The sequence below is a fragment of the Luteibacter flocculans genome, from assembly GCF_023612255.1.
Lineage (GTDB): Bacteria > Pseudomonadota > Gammaproteobacteria > Xanthomonadales > Rhodanobacteraceae > Luteibacter > Luteibacter flocculans.
On sequence record NZ_CP063231.1, the window covers coordinates 527,443 to 547,794 of the forward strand.

Annotated in this window: 15 protein-coding genes; 14 read left to right on the plus strand and 1 reads right to left on the minus strand. The window is 66.1% G+C overall.

Annotated elements, in window-relative coordinates:
* Positions 1 to 40 precede the first annotated feature (40 nt).
* Positions 41 to 391, plus strand: a complete 351-nt coding sequence (locus tag IM816_RS02310; protein WP_250339631.1) for a Rieske (2Fe-2S) protein — start codon at positions 41 to 43, stop codon at positions 389 to 391.
* Here IM816_RS02310 and IM816_RS02315 read toward each other — a convergent pair.
* A complete protein-coding gene (locus IM816_RS02315; RefSeq protein ID WP_250340680.1) occupies positions 388 to 2,205 on the minus strand; it encodes an SLC13 family permease in 1,818 nt (605 codons plus the stop codon). The genes IM816_RS02310 and IM816_RS02315 overlap by 4 nt on opposite strands.
* 263 nt (positions 2,206 to 2,468) lie before the next feature.
* Between IM816_RS02315 and mltB the strand changes: the two genes are divergently transcribed.
* The 13 genes from mltB to IM816_RS02380 all read left to right on the plus strand — a co-directional run bounded on the left by mltB (position 2,469) and on the right by IM816_RS02380 (position 20,348).
* Positions 2,469 to 3,497, plus strand: coding sequence for a lytic murein transglycosylase B (mltB, locus tag IM816_RS02320; RefSeq protein ID WP_425602604.1), 1,029 nt, complete (start codon positions 2,469 to 2,471; stop codon positions 3,495 to 3,497).
* Positions 3,494 to 4,678, plus strand: coding sequence for a septal ring lytic transglycosylase RlpA family protein (locus tag IM816_RS02325; protein WP_305884073.1), 1,185 nt, complete (start codon positions 3,494 to 3,496; stop codon positions 4,676 to 4,678). Before mltB ends, IM816_RS02325 begins: the two co-directional genes overlap by 4 nt.
* A gap of 40 nt (positions 4,679 to 4,718) precedes the next feature.
* Entirely contained in the window at positions 4,719 to 5,942 is a 1,224-nt protein-coding gene (locus tag IM816_RS02330) for a D-alanyl-D-alanine carboxypeptidase family protein (protein ID WP_250339632.1), read from the plus strand.
* Between the two features lie 12 nt (positions 5,943 to 5,954).
* On the plus strand, positions 5,955 to 6,245 hold the full coding sequence (locus IM816_RS02335; RefSeq protein ID WP_072322517.1) for a DUF493 family protein: 291 nt from the start codon (positions 5,955 to 5,957) through the stop codon (positions 6,243 to 6,245).
* A gap of 283 nt (positions 6,246 to 6,528) precedes the next feature.
* Positions 6,529 to 7,197 carry a lipoyl(octanoyl) transferase LipB gene (gene lipB, locus IM816_RS02340; protein ID WP_072322518.1) on the plus strand — a complete coding sequence of 223 codons (669 nt, stop codon included), beginning with the start codon at positions 6,529 to 6,531 and terminating at the stop codon, positions 7,195 to 7,197.
* Between the two features lie 13 nt (positions 7,198 to 7,210).
* Complete coding sequence (gene lipA, locus IM816_RS02345; RefSeq protein ID WP_250339633.1) at positions 7,211 to 8,209, plus strand: lipoyl synthase; 999 nt, start codon at positions 7,211 to 7,213, stop codon at positions 8,207 to 8,209.
* 29 nt (positions 8,210 to 8,238) lie between these two features.
* Positions 8,239 to 10,569: a carboxy terminal-processing peptidase gene (locus IM816_RS02350; RefSeq protein ID WP_072322520.1), complete on the plus strand. Its 2,331-nt coding sequence runs from the start codon at positions 8,239 to 8,241 to the stop codon at positions 10,567 to 10,569.
* A gap of 264 nt (positions 10,570 to 10,833) precedes the next feature.
* Positions 10,834 to 11,697, plus strand: coding sequence for a mechanosensitive ion channel family protein (locus IM816_RS02355; protein WP_250339634.1), 864 nt, complete (start codon positions 10,834 to 10,836; stop codon positions 11,695 to 11,697).
* Between the two features lie 477 nt (positions 11,698 to 12,174).
* The gene (gene aceF, locus IM816_RS02360) at positions 12,175 to 13,893 is read left to right on the plus strand and encodes a dihydrolipoyllysine-residue acetyltransferase (protein WP_250339635.1); all 1,719 of its coding nucleotides are present in this window, start codon (positions 12,175 to 12,177) and stop codon (positions 13,891 to 13,893) included.
* A 16-nt stretch (positions 13,894 to 13,909) separates the two neighbouring features.
* Positions 13,910 to 15,724, plus strand: a complete 1,815-nt coding sequence (lpdA, locus tag IM816_RS02365) for a dihydrolipoyl dehydrogenase (protein WP_250339636.1) — start codon at positions 13,910 to 13,912, stop codon at positions 15,722 to 15,724.
* Between the two features lie 66 nt (positions 15,725 to 15,790).
* Positions 15,791 to 16,249 (plus strand): REP-associated tyrosine transposase, encoded by a 459-nt coding sequence (locus IM816_RS02370; RefSeq protein ID WP_250339637.1) that lies wholly within the window; start codon positions 15,791 to 15,793, stop codon positions 16,247 to 16,249.
* A gap of 632 nt (positions 16,250 to 16,881) precedes the next feature.
* On the plus strand, positions 16,882 to 18,207 hold the full coding sequence (locus tag IM816_RS02375) for an APC family permease (RefSeq protein ID WP_250339638.1): 1,326 nt from the start codon (positions 16,882 to 16,884) through the stop codon (positions 18,205 to 18,207).
* A 35-nt stretch (positions 18,208 to 18,242) separates the two neighbouring features.
* Positions 18,243 to 20,348, plus strand: a complete 2,106-nt coding sequence (locus IM816_RS02380) for a beta-agarase (protein ID WP_250339639.1) — start codon at positions 18,243 to 18,245, stop codon at positions 20,346 to 20,348.
* Positions 20,349 to 20,352: the final 4 nt, after the last annotated feature.

Below are 20,352 nucleotides of genomic sequence, written 5' to 3' on the forward strand. Positions count from 1 at the left end.
CTCTTTACCTTGGGGCATCCCATCCTCATAGACAAGTGCCATGACTACTACCGCCGACACCGCTCCCCTCTGCCTGCTGGCGGACATTCCCGACGGCGGCGCCGTCGAAATCCAGACCCTCGTGGACGGGGAAAACGAGTCCTTGCTGGTCTATCGCCACGGCGACGAGGCGCGGGCCTATTACAACGTCTGCCCCCATGCGGGGCGTCGGCTGGACTATGCGCCCGGTAAGTTCCTCGTCCGCAGCGGATCGATCATCTGCGCCGCCCACGGCGCGACCTTCCAGGCGGATTCGGGGCTATGCCTGCAGGGGCCTTGCCGCGGTGAGAGCCTGCGCGCGGTGCCGGTGATCGTCACGGACGGCGCCGTGCGCTTGGGCGCGCGCGCCTAGCGGTACATCAGGTTGATGGTGACCAGCGTCAGCACAAGGATCAACAGCGTCAACGGCAGGCCCACGCGAAGGAAGTCCTTCGTGCGATAACCGCCGGGACCGGCCACCATCATGAGCGCGGGGTGGCCCGAGGGCAGCAGGAACGTGTTGGACGACGAGACCGCCACGATCAACGCGTAGGCGGACGGATTGCCGCCCGTGCTTACGGCGACGCTGATCGCGATCGGCACCATCATCACGGTGGCGCCGACGTTCGACATCACCTGGGAGAACATCAGGGTCAGCACGGCGATCGACAGCTGCAGGGTCCATTGCGGCGCGTGGCCGAGGATCGCCAGGACCTCCTGGGCGATCCACGAGGCGGTGCCGGTGGAGTCCATCGACCAGCCCAGGGGGATCAGGCAGGCGGTGACAAAGATCGTCTTCCAGTTGATCGCCTTGTATGCCTCGTCCATGTTCAGCACGCCGGTGAGCAACATGCCCACCGCGCCCGTCATCATCGCCACCGAGAGATCGAGGTGGGTGAACAGGGCCAGGCACTTCGCCAGTACGAAGAAACCTACCGCCTGCCAGATCTTGCCGGGGCGCTGTTCTTCCTTGGGAATGTCGGTGACCACGACGATGTCGCGGTCTTCCTCGGCCAGCATCAGGTCGCGCCATTTGCTGTGCAGCACGAGGGTGTCGCCTGCGCGCAGGCTGACGGAGCGCACGTCTTCGCGGAACACCTCGTCGCCGCGGTTCACCGCGAGCACGGAAATGCCGAAGCGCTTGCGCAGACGAAGCTCGCCCACGGTCTGCTTGATGAAGCGCGAGCTGGGGGGGATCACCGCCTCGGAAATACCCGCGCGGGTGGTGTTGAACTGCTCGCCGAGCTGGCGCATGCGCATCGACACGCGGCAGAGCTGGTTGTTGGCGAAGGTGTTGATGGCGTCGCGAGGCGCGAGCACGCCCAGGACGGTACCCACCCAGATCATCTGGTCGGACGGCGGAGCGACGCGGCTTTCGTTGCCGTTCTTGATCGCCAGGATCAACGGCGCGCCGTGCAACTGCTCCACCTCGCCGATGCTCATGCCGACCAGGGGGCTCTCGGCCGTGACCGTCAGCTCGGCCGTCTCGCCCGCAATGCCGTAGGTGTCCGCGAAGTAGCTTTCGGTACGGCCGGGGGTGACCTTCAGCCGGTCGTCCTCTCGCTCGGGCAGCAGCTTGCGGGTGAAGAAGTAGAAGAACAGCACGCCTGCCGCGGCGAGCACCAGGCCCACCGGGGTGACGCTGAACAGGCCGAACTTGGGAATCGTGTGCGCGCCGGGCGGCAGGTTGCTGTTCGCGCTGGCGATCAGGTCGTTGAGGACGATCAGCGGCGAATTGGCGATCAGCGTGGTGTTGGTGGCCGTGAGGATGCAGAAGGCCATCGGCAACAGCAGGCGCGACAGCGGCACGCCGGTGCGCGCCGAGAGACGGCTGGTCACGGGGATCATCAGGGCGGCCAGCGCTTGGCTGGGGATGACTGCGCTGAACAGGCTGGTGACACCGTTGACCACCACGCCCAGGCGCGACTCCACGCCTCGGGCCATGCGCATCACGAAGGCGGCAGTGAGGTTGAGCACGCCGGCGCGGTCGAGCCCGGCGCCCATGATCATGATGGCGATGATGGCGATGACGGCATTGCCGGCGAAGCCGTTGAACACCTGGTCGCCGGGGATGAGGCCGGTGAGGCCGATCGTGACCACGACGAGCAGGGCGACCATGTCCGCCCGGATCCACTCCAGAACGAGCATGAGCATGGTGAAGCCCACCAGGCCCAGCACGAGGATCATTTCGGGGGTGAGGGTCAGTGCCACTGGCCGGCAGTCCGGATCCGGTCGGTTGGAGCGTGCGGTGGCATGGTCGTGCCAGGCTGCGGATGTTGCCGCAAGAGTATACGCGTCAAGCGTGGATGCGGGCTGAAATGGCGCGCGTCGTGCGAGCCTCGTTGCGGGCGACGTCCTCGGCCTACGCATCGAACGGATGGCTTCCATGGCCTGAACGTTGGCCGAAGAGGGCCCCAGGTGTGCCGGATGTGCGTGTTACGCTTCGGCGCATGGATGAAGTTCTCGCCGCGCGACGCGCACGACCCGCACGCCTCCTTCCGCGCCTCGCTGGCGCGATGATCGTCTTCCCCCTGCTTTCCGCAACGGCGTTCGCCGAGACCCATCCGGGTCAGGACCAACTGGTGCGCGAGGTGGCGAAGGACACGGGCAAGAGCCGCGCCTCCTTGAATGCGCTGCTGGATGGCGCGAAGAAGCAGCAGGCGATCCTCGACGCGATCAGCCGGCCGGCCGAGGGCAAGCCCTGGCGCGACTACCGTCCGATCTTTCTCACCGAACAGCGGATCGCTGCCGGCGCCGACTTCTATCGCGAACATCGCGCGCTGCTCGACGGCATCGGCAAGCGCTATGGCGTGCCGCCCGAATACATCGTGGCGATCGTGGGCGTGGAAACCTTCTACGGGCGCAATACGGGCAAGTGGAAAGTGCTCGATGCGCTGACCACGCTGGCGTTCTACTACCCGAAACGCGCGCCGTTCTTCCGCGAACAGCTCAAGGTGCTGCTGGAGCTGCCGCCGAATCATCTGGGCGGGTCGCTCGATACGTTGACCGGTTCGTACGCGGGCGCGCAGGGTTGGGGTCAGTTCATGCCCTCGTCGATCCGTGACTGGGGTGTCGACTGCGACCACGATGGCCGCATCGACATGAAGGGCTCGATGGGCGACATCTTCGCCAGCGTGGCCAACTACTTCTCGCAGCATGGCTGGGAGGCCGGTGGCCCGATCGCCATCCGGGCCCAGCCCGACCGTCGTGCCGTGCCGCCCGAGGTGCCGAAGGACTGGCGTCCCGTGGCGCCGATCGAATCCTTCGTCGCCAATGGCTTTGCGCCGTTGCAGCACGTGAACCCGGGGCGCGACGCGCAGCTCGTTCGCCTGGACGGCCCCAACGGCGACGAATACTGGTTCGTGTTCCAGAACTTCTACGTCATCACTACCTATAACCGCAGCCCGATGTACGCCATGGCCGTCGATCAGTTGGCCCAGGCAATCCGGGCGAGGGTCGGCGGGCCGGAGGCGCGATGAAGCAGGGCGCCACGACGCCCCGGCACGCCCGCTCGATGTGTCGCATCGTCCTGGTGGTGTTCGTGCTGGCCTTGCTCACTGCATGCGGCGGCGGCAAGAACAGCCGTCCGTCGTCGCGTGGCGGTGGCTCGTCGCCCTCGTCGTCGCGCAGCTACGACGACATCCGTCGCTCGCAGTCCAGCCGCTATCGCAGCAGCTCCGACAGCGTGCCGACCGCCATTCCCGACGTGAGCAAGCTGCCCGAACCCGTGCCGAAGGTCGAGCCGCGCGCGCTGTATGGCAACAAGTCGCCTTATTCGGTACTCGGGCAGACCTATACCGTGCTGCCCAGCCCGCGCGGCTACGTGGAGCGCGGCATCGCGTCGTTCTATGGCAACAAGTTCCACGGCTACAAGACCTCGAGCCTCGAGGAATACGACATGTATCAGTTCTCGGCGGCGCACAAGACCTTGCCGCTGCCGAGCTACGCGCGCGTTACCAACCTCGAGAACGGCAAGAGCGTCATCGTCCGCATCAACGACCGCGGCCCGTTCCACGAGAACCGGATCATCGACCTGTCCTTCGCGGCCGCCGTGAAGATCGGCGTCTGGCCCAAGGGCACCGGCCTGGTGGAGGTGCGCGCCATCGATCCCACCGACAGCGGCAGCGACCGCGGCGCACCCTACGTAAACACCACTCCCCCTGTGAGCAGCCCTGTGGGAGCCGCTATAGCGGCGAGAAGCCAACAGAGCGGCAAAGCGGCGGCGGCCCCTGCACCGCAGCCACCCTCACCCCGCGCGGTAGCCACCCCCGCGGCTGCCGTGGCCGCCATGCCGGTCGCCAAGGAAACCGAGGGATACGGCGACGGCAGCGTGGCCGGCATGACCCACATCTCGCCGGCCCAGGCCCTGCCGCCGGTGGCAGGTAGCGCCCCCACGGCCAGCATCACGCCCCCCGTGCCCGGCAAACCCAGCATCTATCTCCAGGTGGGCGCGTTTTCCGATGTCGCCAATGCCAACCGCGTGGCCGATCAATTGAACCGCGCAGGCCTCGGGCCTGTCAGTGTCGTCGAGACCGCCATCGGCGGTCGCAGCGTGCGACGGGTGCGGGTGGGCCCGCTGGCCGACGTGGACACCGCCGACCGGGTCACCGACCAGATCGCCGGCATGGGCCTGCCCAGGCCGCAGGTCGCGGTAGACTGACCTTCTTTTTTTTTCCTGCTTTGACTGGACCGCCGAAACGATGAAGCTCTTGCCCCGTTCCCTGTTCGCCTTCGCCGCCGCTGCGCTCGTCGCGGGTGTGACCATGGCGCAGCAGCCCATGCCCCGTCCCTCCGTGGTGCCTCGCCCGGTCGTGCCCGAGGCGCCGGTGCCGCCGCCGCCGGACGTGGAAGGCAAGAGCTGGGTGCTCATGGACTACAACACCGGGCAGATCATCGCCTCGAAGGACCCCGACCTCCAGCTCGAGCCGGCCTCGATCACGAAGGTGATGACCGACTACGTCGTCTCCGCCGAGATCGGCAACGGCAAGATCCACATGACCGACCCGGTCACCATCAGCGAAAACGCCTGGCGCGGCGGTGGCGCCGGTACCGACGGCTCCACCAGCTTCCTCAAGCTCAACAGCCAGGTGCCGCTGAAGGATCTGCTCTACGGCATGATCATCCAGTCCGGCAACGACGCGGCCATCGCGCTTGCCGAGCACACCGCGGGCTCCGAGCCGGCCTTCGCGAACCTGATGAACGCGTACGCGAAGCAGTTGGGCATGAACCACTCCAACTTCCAGAACGCGTCGGGCTACCCCGTTGCCAATCACTACACGACCGCCCGCGACATCGCGGTGCTGTCCCGCGCCCTGATCCACGACTTCCCCGAGGATTACGCGATCTCGGCCGTGAAGGAGTTCGAGTGGAACGGCATCAAGCAGCACAACCGCAATCTGCTGCTGTGGCGCGACAACACCGTGGACGGCATCAAGACCGGTCACACCGCTGCCGCTGGCTACTGCCTCGCCGCTTCGGCGAAGCAGGGCGACGCGCGCATGATCGCCATCGTGATGGGTGCGAGCAGCGAGAAGGGTCGCGCTGACGCGGCGCTGGCGCTGCTCAACTATGGCTTCCGCTTCTACGAATCGCACAAGCTGTACGAGGCCAACAAACCGCTGGCTACGCCGAAGCTGTGGAAGGGCGCCGAGAACACCATTGCGCTGGGCCTCACCGAAGACGCGCTCGTCTCGGTCAAGCGCGGCGACTACGACAAGCTCAAGGCCAACCTCGATATCCCCGCCACCCTGATCGCCCCGTTCAAGAAGGGCCAGCAGGTCGGCACGCTGCGCGTCACGCTCGATGGCCAGCCCGTGCTCACGGCACCGCTCGTGGCTCTGGCCGATGCGCCCGAAGGCGGCTTCTTCTCGCGCCTGTGGGACACGATCATGCTGTGGTTCCACAGCGACGGCGACAAGAAGTAAGGAGGCGCGACCATGCGCGAGATCGACTTCAGCGAAGCACAGAAGGACGGCAAGGGCTTCCAGTTCCCGGGGGAGTTCGAGATCACGGCGATCGGCAATGCCAATGCTGGCTTGGACAAGCATGTGCCGGTCCTGCTGCACCGTATCGGGCTGGAAGTGCTGCACGAGACGCTCTCCACGAAGCTGACGCCGGCGGGTAATTACCAGTCGGTCACGGTGAGCTTCATCGCGCAGACGCGCGAGAAGTACCTCGAAGCGCACAGCACGCTGCGTGCGGACGCGAACATCCGCTTCACGATGTAGCCTGTCGCGAACCCGTATCGCCAGCAGGCTGGCTCCCACCCGCCCTCGGGAACCCGTATCGGCAGCAGGCTGGCTCCACCCGTGGTCCTCGGGAACCGGTATCGCCAGCAGGCTGGCTCCCACCTGTCCTCGGGAACCCGTATCGCCAGCAGGCTGGCTTCCATCCCCCGCTGGCCTCAGGGGTGGGGTGGGAGCCAGCCTGCTGGCGATGGGTGCTCGGGACATGCTTGTATCCCTTGCCCGTCGCCCACAATTCCCCGACATCCCCCACGACCCTCGTCCCATGACCCTCCCCCTGAACGTTCGCCGGCTGGGGCGCGTCCCCTACGAATCCACTTGGAAGGCCATGAGCGCCTTCACGGACAACCGCACCGACGACACCGTCGACGAGCTGTGGCTGCTGGAGCACGACCCCGTGTTCACGCTGGGGCAGGCGGGGCTCGAAGAGCACGTGCTGTTCGCAGGCGACATCCCGGTCGTGCGGGTGGACCGGGGCGGTCAGGTCACCTACCACGGCCCGGGCCAGATCGTGGCCTACCCCATGATCGACCTGCGCCGCGTCGGCGTGGGTGTGCGCGAGCTGGTGAATCGCATCGAGCAGGCCATCATCGACACGCTCGGCGAGTGGAACATCGGCGCCGAGCGGCGCGAAGGTGCGCCCGGTGTGTATGTCGCTGGCGCCAAGGTCGCGGCGCTCGGCCTGCGCATCCGCCGCGGTTGCAGCTTCCACGGCCTGGCCTTCAACGTAAACATGGATCTCGAGCCCTATCACCGCATCAATCCCTGCGGCTACAAGGGTTTGGAGGTCACCCAGGTGCTAGACTTGGGCGGTCCGTCGGGGTTGGCGGACGTGGAAGACGTCCTGGTACAGGAATTCTGCAAGCAGTTTGGCTTCCACGCCGTGTCAGCCGATCCCATCCTTCCCGAACTCCCCGCCCGCCTTGCGGTCTGAGGCAGTAGCCGACATGAGCCAGACTCCCGCTTCCCCCTCCCGCAGCATCCCTATCGCCGTCGTCGATCGACCCGGCGAAAAAATGCTCGGCAACGACAAGATCGGGCTTAACCGCGCGAGCTTCGACACCACGCAGCCCGCGCTGCGCAAGCCCGGCTGGATTCGCGTGCGCCTGCCGCAGGGCAATGCGGTGCAGCAGTTGAAGGCTCGGCTGCGCGAGAACTCGCTGGTCACGGTGTGCGAGGAAGCCTCCTGCCCGAATATCCACGAGTGCTTCTCCAAGGGCACCGCCACCTTCATGATCCTCGGCGAGGTCTGCACGCGTCGCTGCTCGTTCTGCGACGTGGCCCACGGCCGCCCGCTGGCGCCGGACCCGCTCGAGCCGGCACGCCTGGCCGAGACCATCCGCGACATGCGCCTCAAGTACGTGGTGATCACCTCGGTGGACCGCGACGATCTGCGCGATGGCGGCGCCGAGCATTTCGCGTCGTGCATTCGCGCGGTCCGCCATGCCAGCCCGGACATCCGCATCGAGATCCTCACGCCGGACTTCCGCGGCAAGGGTCGCATGGAGCGCGCGCTCGACGTCCTCAAGGACTTCCCGCCGGACGTCTTCAACCACAACCTCGAAACCGTGCCGCACCTCTACCGCGAAGTGCGTCCGGGTGCCGACTATCAGTGGTCGCTCGATCTGCTCAAGCGGTTCAAGGCGCAGCACCCGAGCGTGCCGACCAAGTCGGGCATCATGCTCGGCCTGGGCGAGACCATGGAGCAGGTGCTGGAGACGATGCGGGATCTACGCGCCCATGACGTCGACATGATCACCATCGGCCAGTACCTGCAGCCCACGGCGCACCATCATCCGGTGGTCCGCTACTGGACGCCGGACGAATTCGAGGCGCTGCGCGTCGCCGGTGAGGACATGGGTTTCTCCCACGTCGCTTCCGGTCCGCTGGTGCGATCTTCCTACCATGCCGACCTGATGGCGCACGCCGCCGGCGTCGTCGAATAACACGCCCAACATACCGAGGCCCCGACTACATGACTCTTCGCCCCGCGTTCGCTCTCCTGCTGGCCCTTTCGGCCGCGGGCGCCCAGGCCCAGGCTGTCGCATCGCCGCAGCAGCAGCCCGACAAGGCCGCACCGGCGAACACGGCGGCGCCGCAGCCCAAGGACGCGTCGGAAGCGGCCACGTCGCCGGAGCCGCAGCGCAAGGAGTCCAGCCTGCCGTTGAAGCCGACGCAGGCCGAAGCCCAGGCGGCGCAGTTGTCCGCGCGCTTCCTCACGCGCTTCCACTACCAGGCCCAGCCGCTCGACGACGCCATGTCGGCCAAGATCTACAAGGCCTACATCGAGTCCCTCGACAGCGAGAAGGTCTTCTTTACGCAGGAAGACCTCGCGAAGTTCGAGCCGATGAAGACGCAGTTCGACGACGCGATCTGGAACCAGGATCTCTCGGCGCCGTTCTCGGTGTTCAATCTGTACGTCACGCGCGCCGTCGATCGCATGAACTACGCGCGCAGCCTGCTCAAGCAGGGCTTCGATTTCAGCGGCAAGGAAAGCTTCAACTTCGACCGCAAGAAGGCTCCGGCACCGAAGAACCAGGCCGAGCTGGATGACGTGTGGCGCAAGCGAACGATGAACGACTGGCTGCGCCTGAAGCTGGCGGGCAAGAGCGACGACGACATTCGCAAGACGCTCGACAAGCGTTACGCCACCTACATCAGCCGCGTGCGCCAGTTGGACGACGAGGACGCGACGCAGGCGTTCATGACCGCGTACGCCAACTCGACCGATCCGCACACCGACTACCTCGGCCCCCGCGCCGCGGATGCGTTCGACATCGCCATGCGTCTGTCGCTGGAAGGCATCGGCGCTGTGCTGCAGGCACGCGACGACTACACCACCATCCGTGAACTCGTACCCGGTGGCCCGGCCATCAAGTCCGGCAAGATGAAGCCGGGCGATCGCATCGTCGCCATCGGCCAGGGCGAGACCGGCCCCATGGTGGACGTGGTGGGCTGGCGCCAGGACGACGTGGTCAAGCTGATCCGCGGCAAGAAGGACACCACCGTCCGCATCGAGATTCTTCCCGCCGATGCCGGCGTGGACGGCAAGCACGAAATCGTGACCCTGGTTCGCAAGAAGGTCACGATGGAAGAGCAGGCCGCGAAGTCGAAGGTCATCGACGTGAAGGACGGCGACGTCACGCGCAAGATCGGCGTGATCGAACTGCCCACGTTCTATCAGGACTTCGGTGCCCGCCGTAACGGCGACGCCAACTTCAAGAGCGCCACGCGCGACGTCTCCAAGTTGCTGACCGAGTTGAAGGCGCAGAAGGTCGAAGGCGTGATCATGGACCTGCGCAATAACGGCGGCGGTTCGCTCAACGAGGCCACCGAACTCACCGGCCTGTTCATCGACACCGGCCCGGTCGTGCAGGTGCGCGATGCCCGCGGTCAGGTCGACGCCCAGGGCGACGACGCGCCGGGTATGGCGTGGGACGGCCCGATGGCGGTGCTGGTCAATCGCGGTTCCGCATCGGCGTCGGAAATCTTCGCCGCTGCCATCCAGGATTACGGCCGCGGCATCATCATCGGCGAACCGACCTTCGGGAAGGGCACCGTGCAGAACCTCGTCGACCTCGATCGGTTCGGCAAGGCCACCACGGGCGAAGACGCGAAGTACGGCGAACTCAAGATGACCATCGCCGAGTTCATCCGCATCAACGGCGACAGCACGCAGCTGCGTGGCGTCACGCCCGACGTGCAGTTCCCGCAGAACGGCGACGCGAAGGAGTTCGGGGAGTCCACCTACGACAACGCGCTTCCGTGGCGGCACATCGATCCGGCCGATTACAAGCCGGTCGCCGACCTGAAGCCGATCATCGGGCCGCTTAATCAGAAGCATCAGGCGCGCGTCGCCAACTCGCCCGCATGGAAGCTCATGCTCGACGAGCTGGCGCAGTACCAGAAGCTGCGCGACAAGACCGACATCTCGCTGAACTTCGCCGCACGTCAGGCCGAGCGCAAGCAGTACGACGCCATGCAGGCGGACTTCCGCGCCCGGCGCAAGGCCATCTTCGGCGGTGACGGCAGTGCGACGGATCTCGGCGACGATGCCAACTCGACGGACGACGGCCTCAACGCCAACGAGCGCAGCATCAAGTCGGAGATCAAGCAGGAAGCCGAAGCCAAGAAGGCCAAGGACACCCCGCTCGACGAAGCCGCGCACATCGTTGGCGACGAAGTGGCGATGATTAAGGCCGATCCGAAGCTCGCGGCGGAAGTGCTGCCGTACGGCGGTCGCAAGATCGACGCGCCGCAGACGGCGCAGGTGCCTGCCAAGCCGGCGGCCGGTACCACGCCGTAAGAAAATGGGCGCCGCAAGGCGCCTTTTTTCTGTCAGCAGTGTGCGTGCACTCGGTAGGTACCCCCATGACGGCGGGGAATCTGGCCCATGGCGCGGCTAAACCGCTTCGTCGGCTTCTCGCCGCCATGGCGGCTCCCACATTCGGTAGTGGCCTCGCCGCTATAGCGGCCCCTGCCGAACATGGCGGCGGGCGTGGTTCTCATCACGTCGGCACCCCAATGCTGCTAGCCTCGATGCGCTCTTTTTTGCACAAGGCCAGGACACATGATCGATTTCCTCGACCGTTTGCACATCGATCACGCAATGCGCGAGCTGATTCTTGCCTATGCGATTCGCATCGGGCTCGCGATCCTCCTGTTGGGGGTGGGCTTCTGGATTGCCGCGCGCGTTGCGAACGTCGGACGTCGCGCGCTGGAGCGCGCCAGGGTGGACGTCACGCTCGCGCTGTTCCTGCGCAACGTGATCTACGGCGTATTGCTGGCGCTGCTCTTCATCCAGGTGCTCGGCACCGTGGGCATTCCCACCGCATCGTTCATTGCGGCGATCGGCGCGGCCGGTCTCGCCATCGGTCTCGCGCTCAACAGTTCGCTGTCGAACCTCGCCTGGGGTGTGTTGTTGATCCTCTTCCGTCCTTTTCGCGTCGGTGACTTCGTGACGGTCGGCGGCGTGGACGGCACGGTCGAAAGCATCAATCTCATGCATACCTATCTCATCACGCCCGACAACCGTCAGGCCGTGGTGCCCAATGCCAAGGTCGGTGGCGATGCGATCATCAACTACAACGTGCGCGGCAAGCGCCGGTTCGAGCTGAAGGTGGGCATCGGCTACGGCGACGACATCGGCAAGGCGATGCAGGTGGTGCGCGACCTTTTCGCGGCCGATCCGCGCGTGCTCAAGGACCCGGCGCCGGGCGTCTGGACGGAGAGCCTGGGCGATTCGAGCGTCAATCTGGTCATCCGTGGATGGACCGCAGTCGCCGATCTGTGGGAAACCCAGACGACGCTGCTGCGCGGCATCAAGGAAGGGTTCGACGCCAACGGCATCACCATCCCCTATCCGCAGAGCGAGATTCGCGTGGTGGGGGCTGCGCCCGATGCGGAGCGGCACCCGGTACAGCCGCCGAACTGATCGCGGCGTTCTCGCCGCCGCATCGCCAGCAGGCTGGCTCCCACCTGCCCACCGCAGCGGTGGTAGGAACCTGCTGGCGATGGCGATAACCCAACCCCAACCCCAACCCCAACCCCAACCCCAGCCCCCCAGCCCCAGCCCCAGCCCCAGCCCCAGCCCCAGCCCCAGTCCAGCCCCAGTCCAGCCCCAGCCCAGCCCAGCCCAGCCCAGCCCAGCCCAGCCCAGCCCAGCCCGGCCCAGCCCGGCCCGGCCCGGCCCCGGCCCCGGCCCCGGCCCCGGCCCCGGCCCGGTGGGAGCCAGCCTGCTGGCGATCCCGCGATAGCGGCCATCTGCCCCAACGACCGTTTGAATCGAGGAAAACGAGTCCCGGCGCGGCTCTGAGGGATTACAATCGACCGGTTGCGCCGCAGCACGGCGCCCATCTTCCCCCGCCAGCGGGTCCGTCCCCCGCAAGCGCCTGTTTTTCTAGGAGGTTCCATGGCCGACGTCAAAGAAGCCCGCGTCCCCGATATCGGTGGCAAAGCGGTCCCCGTCATCGAAATCATGGTCAAGGTCGGCGATCGCGTCGAAAAGGACCAGAGCCTGGTGACGCTCGAATCGGACAAGGCCACGATGGAAGTGCCGGCCCCGTTCGCTGGCGTCATCAAGGAGCTGAAGGTCAAGGTTGGCGACGAAGTCGACGAAGGTGCGGTCATCGCGCTGGTCGAGGCCGAAGGCAGCGCGCCTGCCGAGGCTCCGAAGACGGAAGCCCCGAAGGCCGAAGCCCCGAAGGCCGAAGCCAAGCCCGAGGCGCCCAAGGCCGCCGCGGCGCCTGCGCCGGCCGCCGCCAAGGCGCCGTCCGCGTCGAAGGCCTCCGGCCCCATCGATGTGAAGGTGCCCGACATCGGCGGCAAGCCGGTGCCGATCATCGAGATCATGGTCAAGGTGGGCGATCGGGTCGAGAAGGACCAGAGCCTGATGACGCTGGAATCCGACAAGGCCACCATGGACATTCCGGCGCCTGCCGCGGGTGTCATCAAGGAGCTGAAGGTCAAGGTTGGCGACGAGGTCAACGACGACGATCTCATCGCCATCCTGGAAGGCGAGGGCGGTGCAGCCGCGTCTGATGACGCCCAGCCCGCGCCCTCCACCGACAAGCCGGGCGTGTCAGAAGCGCCGGCCATCGCCCCGCAGCGGGCCGCCGCGCCGGCTCCCGCACCGAACGCCGATGTGCCCGCAGGCGGCGCGCCGCGCACCCCGCCGGTCGCTTTCGACGCCAGCGTGATCATGCCGGCCAACGCCCCGTACGCCAGCCCCGCCGTGCGCGCCTTCGCGCGCGAACTCGGTGTGGACGTGGCGCAGGTGAAGGGTAGCGGCCGCGGTGGTCGCATCCAGCGCGAAGACGTCTCCGCCTACGTGAAGCAGGTGATGACCTCGGGCGTGTCGCCAGCATCGGCGGGTGGCACGGTTGCTGCCGGTAACGGGCTCAGCCTGCTGCCGTGGCCGAAGGTCGATTTCTCGAAGTTCGGCGAAGTGGAAGAAAAGCCGCTTGGCCGCATTCCGAAGATCTCGGCGGCCAACCTCTCGCGCAACTGGGCGATGATCCCGCACGTCACGCAGTTCGAAGACGCGGACATCACCGAGCTGGAATCCTTCCGCAAGAAGCTCGGTGAGGAGAACAAGGATCTCAAGATCACCCCGCTGGTATTCCAGATCAAGGCGGTGGTCGCGGCGCTGAAGAAATTCCCCACCTTCAATGCCTCGCTCGACGCGTCGGGCGAAATGCTCACGCTCAAGAAGTACTTCCACATCGGTATCGCCGTGGATACGCCAGATGGCCTGGTGGTGCCGGTGATCCGCGATGCGGACAAGAAGGGCCTGCTCGAACTCGCCGCCGAACTGGGTGAGATCTCGAAGAAGGCACGCGAGAAGAAGCTTACCGCGGCCGACATGCAGGGCGGCTGCTTCTCGATCTCCTCGCTCGGCGGCATCGGTGGCACGGCGTTCACGCCGATCATCAATGCGCCGGAAGTGGCGATCCTGGGCGTGTCGAAGGCCGCGATGAAGCCGGTCTGGAACGGCAAGGAGTTCGCGCCGCGCCTGATGCTGCCGCTGTCGCTTTCGTACGACCACCGCGTGATCGACGGCGCCCTGGCCGCGCGCTTCGCCGTGTACCTCGCCACCCAGCTCGGCGACATCCGTCGCCTGTTGCTCTGACGACGAGGACACACGCATGGCTAACACGATCGAATTGAAGGTTCCCGATCTCGGCGGCTCGCACGACGTGCCGGTCATCGAGATCCTGGTGAAGGTCGGCGACACCGTCGCCAAGGACCAGAGCCTCATCACGCTGGAATCCGACAAGGCCACGATGGACGTGCCCGCGTCGCAGGCTGGCACCATCGTCGAACTCAAGGTCAAGGTGGGCGACGAGGTCAACGACGGCAGCGTCATCGCCCTCATCGAAGCCGACGGGGACGCCGCGCAGCCGGTGGCCGCGAAGTCGGTAGGCCAGAGCGCGACGAAGGACGCGCCGACCCCGCCGATTCCCTCCCCGGCACCGCCTCCGCCGAAGCCGGCGGCGTCCGCGCCGTCACCCGCCGCACCGCAGGCGGCAGGCGATTCGGGCCGCAAGGCCGACATCGAATGCCAGCTCGTGGTGCTCGGCTCAGGCCCGGGTGGTTACACGGCGGCTTTCCGTGGCGCCGACATCGGCCTCGACACGGTGCTGGTCGAACGCTACGCCACGCTCGGCGGCGTCTGCCTCAACGTGGGCTGCATCCCGTCCAAGGCCTTGCTGCATGCCGCGGCGGTCATCGATGAAGCGGCGGCGATGGAAGCGCACGGCATCGCCTTCGGCAAGCCCAAGATCGACATCGACAAGCTGCGTTCCTTCAAGGAAGCCGTGGTCGGCAAGCTGACCGGCGGTCTCGCGCAGATGGCGAAGGCGCGCAAGGTGCGTACCGTCACCGGCGTAGGCACCTTCGTCTCGCCGCACGAAATGGAAGTCCAGACGGCCGAAAGCACGAAGCTGATCCGCTTCCAGAACGCCATCATCGCGGCCGGCTCGCAGTCCGTGAAGCTGCCCTCGTTCCCGTGGGACGACGAGCGCGTCATCGACTCCACCGGCGCGCTCGAACTGCCGGATGTGCCGAAGAAGATGCTCGTCGTCGGCGGTGGCATCATCGGTCTCGAAATGGCCACGGTGTACGCCGGCCTCGGTTCCGAGGTCACGGTGGTGGAACTCGCCGATCAGCTCATCCCGGGTGCCGATGCGGACCTCATCAAGCCCCTGCAGGGCCGCATCGCCAAGCGTTACAAGGGCATCCACCTGAAGACGAAGGTGGTCGAAGCCAAGGCGACCAAGAAGGGCATCGAAGTCACCTTCGAGGGCGAAAGCATCCCCGAGACCACGGTGTTCGATCGCGTGCTCGTGTCGGTGGGCCGCTCGCCCAACGGCAACAAGATCGGTGCGGACAAGGCCGGTGTGGAAGTCACGGAGCGTGGCTTCATTCCGGTCGACCGCCAGATGCGCACCAACGTGAAGCACATCTTCGCCATCGGCGACCTCGTGGGTCAGCCGATGCTGGCGCACAAGGCCACGCATGAAGCCAAGGTCGCGGCAGAAGCTGCGGCAGGCGAGAAGAGCTTCTTCGATGCGCGCGTGATTCCGTCGGTGGCCTATACCGATCCGGAAATCGCCTGGGTCGGTGTCACCGAGCGCGAGGCGAAGGAAAAGGGTCTCAAGATCGGCGTGGGCAAGTTCCCCTGGGCGGCTTCGGGCCGCGCGATCGGCATCGACCGCACCGAGGGCTTCACCAAGCTGCTGTTCGACGAGGAAACCCATCGCATCGTCGGCGCGGGCATCGTCGGTCCGCACGCGGGCGATCTGATCTCCGAGCTTGCACTTGCGATCGAGATGGGCGCGGAAGCCGGTGACATTGGCCGCACCGTCCACCCGCACCCCACACTCGGCGAATCCGTCGGCATGGCAGCCGAGGTGTACGAAGGCACTATCACCGACTTGTACATCCCGAAGAAGAAGTAAGCCGCTGACGTCCGCGAGGCCGCATTCCCGGCTTCGCGGACGTTACCTGTGCGTCAGGCTCCGGGGATGGTCACGTTCCCCGCATCGCGCAGGCTCCGCCTCGGTCGTGTTTCCAGACCCGGCACCATCTACCTCCTCACCACGACGACGTGGAATCGTGCTCGCCTCTTTCGCGATCACGACTGCGCCCGCGCGGTCGCGCGTCTGTGTCATGCGGAACGCACGTGGCCGGGCGCGACCTGTCTCGCCTGGGTGCTCATGCCGGACCACTGGCACGGCCTGATCGAACTGCATGACGGGGAGGTCGCCTCAGCGATGCGACGGTTCAAGTCGTTGGCGACGAAAGAAGTGAATCGTCTGAAGCGCCGGCGGAGTCCGGTTTGGCAGAAGGGCTTTCATGATGCAGGGCTGCGCTCCGACGCGGACGTCCGCGCCGCGGCCCGGTATCTCGTCGCCAATCCGGTGAGGGCGGGACTTGTCGGTCGCGTGAATGACTACCCTTACTGGAATGCCGTGTGGCTGTGAGGCAAGCACCGGATCGCCAGCAGGCTGGCTCCCACCGACGATTCGGGGGTGAGAGCAGCCTGCTGGCGATAACGTCGCCAATCCGGTGAGGGCGGGACTTGTCGGTCGCGTGAATGACTACCCTTACTGGAATGCCGTGTGGCTGTGAGGCAAGTACCGGATCGCCAGCAGGCTGGCTCCCACCGGCAGCTGGGGGTGAGAGCAACCTGCCAGCGATACAGTGGAAGTGGAGTCCTGATCGGTAGGACTGGCTCGCTCGAACCCTGCTCTGTAAAACCCGCTTGGTGAATCCCACTCACTGAAACACTGCTCGGTGGGAGCCAGCCTGCTGGCGATACAGGGGGGTGGAATACGGATCGGTGGAAACCCTATCGCTCGATCCACGCTCGGTAGACCCCGCTTGGTGAATCCCACTCACTGAAACCCTGCTCGGTGGGAGCCAGCCTGCTGGCGATACAGGGGGGTGGAATCCGGATGGTGGAAACCCTCTCGCTCGATCCACGCTCGGTAGACCCCGCTTGGTGAATCCCACTCACTGGAACCTTGCTCGGTGGGAGCCAGCCTGCTGGCGATAACGGCTGCGCCCGGTCTCGCACTCGCCCAATGACCTCGGCTTATGGCATCGTCGGCGGATGCCAGCACCTCAGCCAGCTCATTACCTCCGTCGCCTCGGCATCTGGGATGCCGCGATGATCGTCATCGGTGGCGTCATCGGCGCGGGTATCTTCCGCACGCCGGCCACCGTCGCGCAGCTCACCCGTTCCGGCACCGAAGTCATCGTGCTGTGGACGCTCGGCGGCCTGCTCACATTGGCCGGCGTGCTCTGTTACGCGGAACTCGGTGCGCGACGCCCTCAGGCTGGCGGTACCTACGTCTATCTGCGCGAGGCGTTCGGTCAGCTTCCCGCGTTCCTGTTCGGCTGGACGATGGCGCTCATCAACTATCCGGGCAGTGTCGCCGCGGTCGCCACCACGTTTGCCGACTACGCCTGCCGCGCCTTGGGACTTTCGCACGACTGGGTGAAGCCGCTCGCTGTCGGCGCGATCAGCTTCATCGTGGCGGTGAACCTGTTCGGCATCCGTGCGGGCGCCTGGGTGCAGAACACGTTCACGGTGCTGAAGTTGGGTGCCGTTGCGCTGCTGATCGTGGTGGGATTGTTCCTCGCCCAAGGTCATCTCGGCCTCGCCTTCGCTGCCGATCCAACGCATGACCTGCCGGTCGGCACTGTTGTCGGCGCACTGCTTCCCGCGCTGTTCGCCTACGGCGGCTTTCATTACCTCAACGACCTCGCAGGTGAAGTGCGCGACCCGCAGCGAACGCTGCCGCGTGCGCTCGGTCTCGGCATGGCGAGCGTGGTGGTCTGCTATGTCCTGGTCAACGTCGCCTACATGGCGGGGCTTGGTCATGCCGGTCTCGCCGCGAGCACCGCACCTGCTGCCGACCTCATGCGTCACGTGTTTGGCGAATCCGGTGCCACCATCATCGCGGTAGGCATCGCGTGCTCCACCTTCGGTTATTGCAGCATCGCCATTGCCGGTGGTGCGCGCGTGCTGCAGGTGATGAGCGCGGATGGCATGTTCTTCCGGCCCATCGCGCGTATCGAACCCCGCACGGGTGCGCCGCAGATGGCCCTCGTGGCACTCGGCGGCTGGGCGATCGTGCTGATTCTCTCCGGCAGCTTCAACGCGTTGCTTAATTACACGACGGTAGGCGAATGGTTGTCGCATGCCTTTGGCATCGCCACGATCTTCTGGTATCGCAAGAAGCTGAAGAGCGAGCCGTCGCCGTATCTGGTGCCCGGCTATCCATGGCTGCCGATGATCTTCACCACGACCGTGCTCTGCGTGATAGCCGCCACGGCGTATGCCGCGCCCGGCGATGCGGGCATGAGCCTGGTGATCATCGCGCTCGGTGTGCCGGTGTACTACTTCTGGCGGCGTCGCACGCGGGTTCACTGATGCCCATCCTTCGCCTTACATAAACGAGTCCACGCATGCGCCTGCCAATTGCGTTTCTGTTCGCAAGCACCGCTTTGTCCGCGCAATCAGCCACGCTCGATCTCTCGCATCCACCTGCCACGCTGCGCACCACGACCCGCGACGCGACGCTCGACCCGACGCCGCGACCCGCGAGCGGTGGCGAGACACTGGTGGCGTTGACGTTCAAGCCGGCGCCCCATCCCTCGCTGACGCTGTCACCGCAGCAGGGCACCTGGGCCTGGCCCGCGAACGGCACGCTTCGCCTGCGTGTGCAGAACGGTATGCCGTGGCCGGTGACGTTGACGATCGACGTGGCATCGGGCGCAAAGCACCTCACGACGACCGTGGGTCTGCCGCCAGGGCCGCCGCAGACGGTGTCCGTACCGTTGCAGCCCACATCGCCGCGCGCGTTCGGCATGCAGGTCGGCCCGCCGATGCCGTTCGAAGACGGAGACACATTACGGCTCGTAGCGACGACCGTCGATGGTGCGATCGATCCCGCCGCCGTCACCTCGGTCACCGTCTCGACGCCGCAGCCCGGTGCAGCGCAGACCATCCTCATCGGAGGGATGGAGGACGTGGCCGGCAGCGACGATCTGCGCCGCGCGTACACCGGCATCGTCGATCGCTATGGGCAGTACACCCGCAGCACGTGGCCGGAGAAGATTGCCGACGACGCATCGCTCAAGACGCGCGCCAGCGCGCCACTACCGGCCACGGCGAGCACCCAGCTCGATCGCTACGGCGGTCGCATCGATCTGCCTGCGATGAAGGCCACCGGTTGGTTCCGTACGCAGAAGCAGGGCGATCGCTGGTGGCTGGTGACGCCGGAAGGGCATGCGTTCTTTTCGCTCGGCGTGAACGCAGTCAACAAAACTGACGGCCGCACCTACGTGCAGGGCCGCGAGTTCATGTTCGCCGAACCGGCCGCGGCGGAAGGCCCGTTCGGTGGTACGTCCGACAGTCGCAGCGATCAGGGTTCGCAGCGCGACAACGGTATGAATCACGGTCGCTGGTGGGACGTCTATGCGAACAATGTCGCGCGCTCGCTGGGTGGCGGCGCCGACGTGGAGACGGTCTGGCGACGCCGCACGGTAGATCGCCTGAAAGCGTGGCGCTTCAACACGCTGGGCAACTGGAGCGATCCTGCCTTCGCGGAGGACCAGCGCATCGCTTACACCGTGCCGATCCTGATCCGCGGCGATTTCAACACCGTGGGTACCGGTTTCGACTGGTGGGGTCGCATGCCCGATCCTTTCGATCCGCGCTTCGTAAAAGCGGTAACAGCCGCCGTGGCGACAGCGACGAAGGGCGTGCGCGATGATCCCTGGCTGCTGGGCTACTTCGCCGACAACGAACTCGCCTGGGCAGGCGTCGGCCCGCAGGGCCGCTGGGCACTCGCAGCCGGCACGCTGGCGCAGGGGCCGGAGAGCCCCGCGAAACAGGATTTCCTCGCGTATCTCAAGCAGACCCACGGCGACGTCGCTGCATTCGCCAAGGCCTGGGGCGTGCCGGTGTCATCGTGGAACGAGGTTGCCGCGAAAGGCTTCAAAGCCCCGGACCCGAACGAGGCCCATCCCGCCATCGCCGGAGACGAGATCGCTTTCCTGCGCCGTTACGCCGATCGTTACTTCAGCACGGTCGCGCATGCGCTGAAGCAGGCCGACCCGCATCACCTGTTTCTCGGCGGCCGGCTCGCCGTGCGTACGCCGGAAGTCGAAGAGGCCAGCGCGGCGTACGCCGACGTCACCAGCATCAACACGTATACCGACCTGCCCGAGCACGGCTTCGATGTGGCCGCGTTCAAACGCCTCGACAAGCCGGTGATGATTACGGAGTTCCACTTCGGCTCGACGGACCGCGGGCCGTTCGGCGGCGGTGTGGCATCCGTCGCCAGCGAAGCGGAGCGCGGCAAGGCCTATGCGCGTTTCGTGAATGCTGCGGTCGCCTCCGGCGTCATCGTCGGCACCCACTGGTTCGAGTACGTGGACCAGCCGGTCACCGGTCGCGTGCTCGATGGCGAGAACGCACATATCGGGTTGGTCGGCATCACCGACATCCCGTTCGAGGGTTTCACGCGCGCCGTGACCGAGACGAACGCTCGCGCAGGCGGCAAGTAACTTT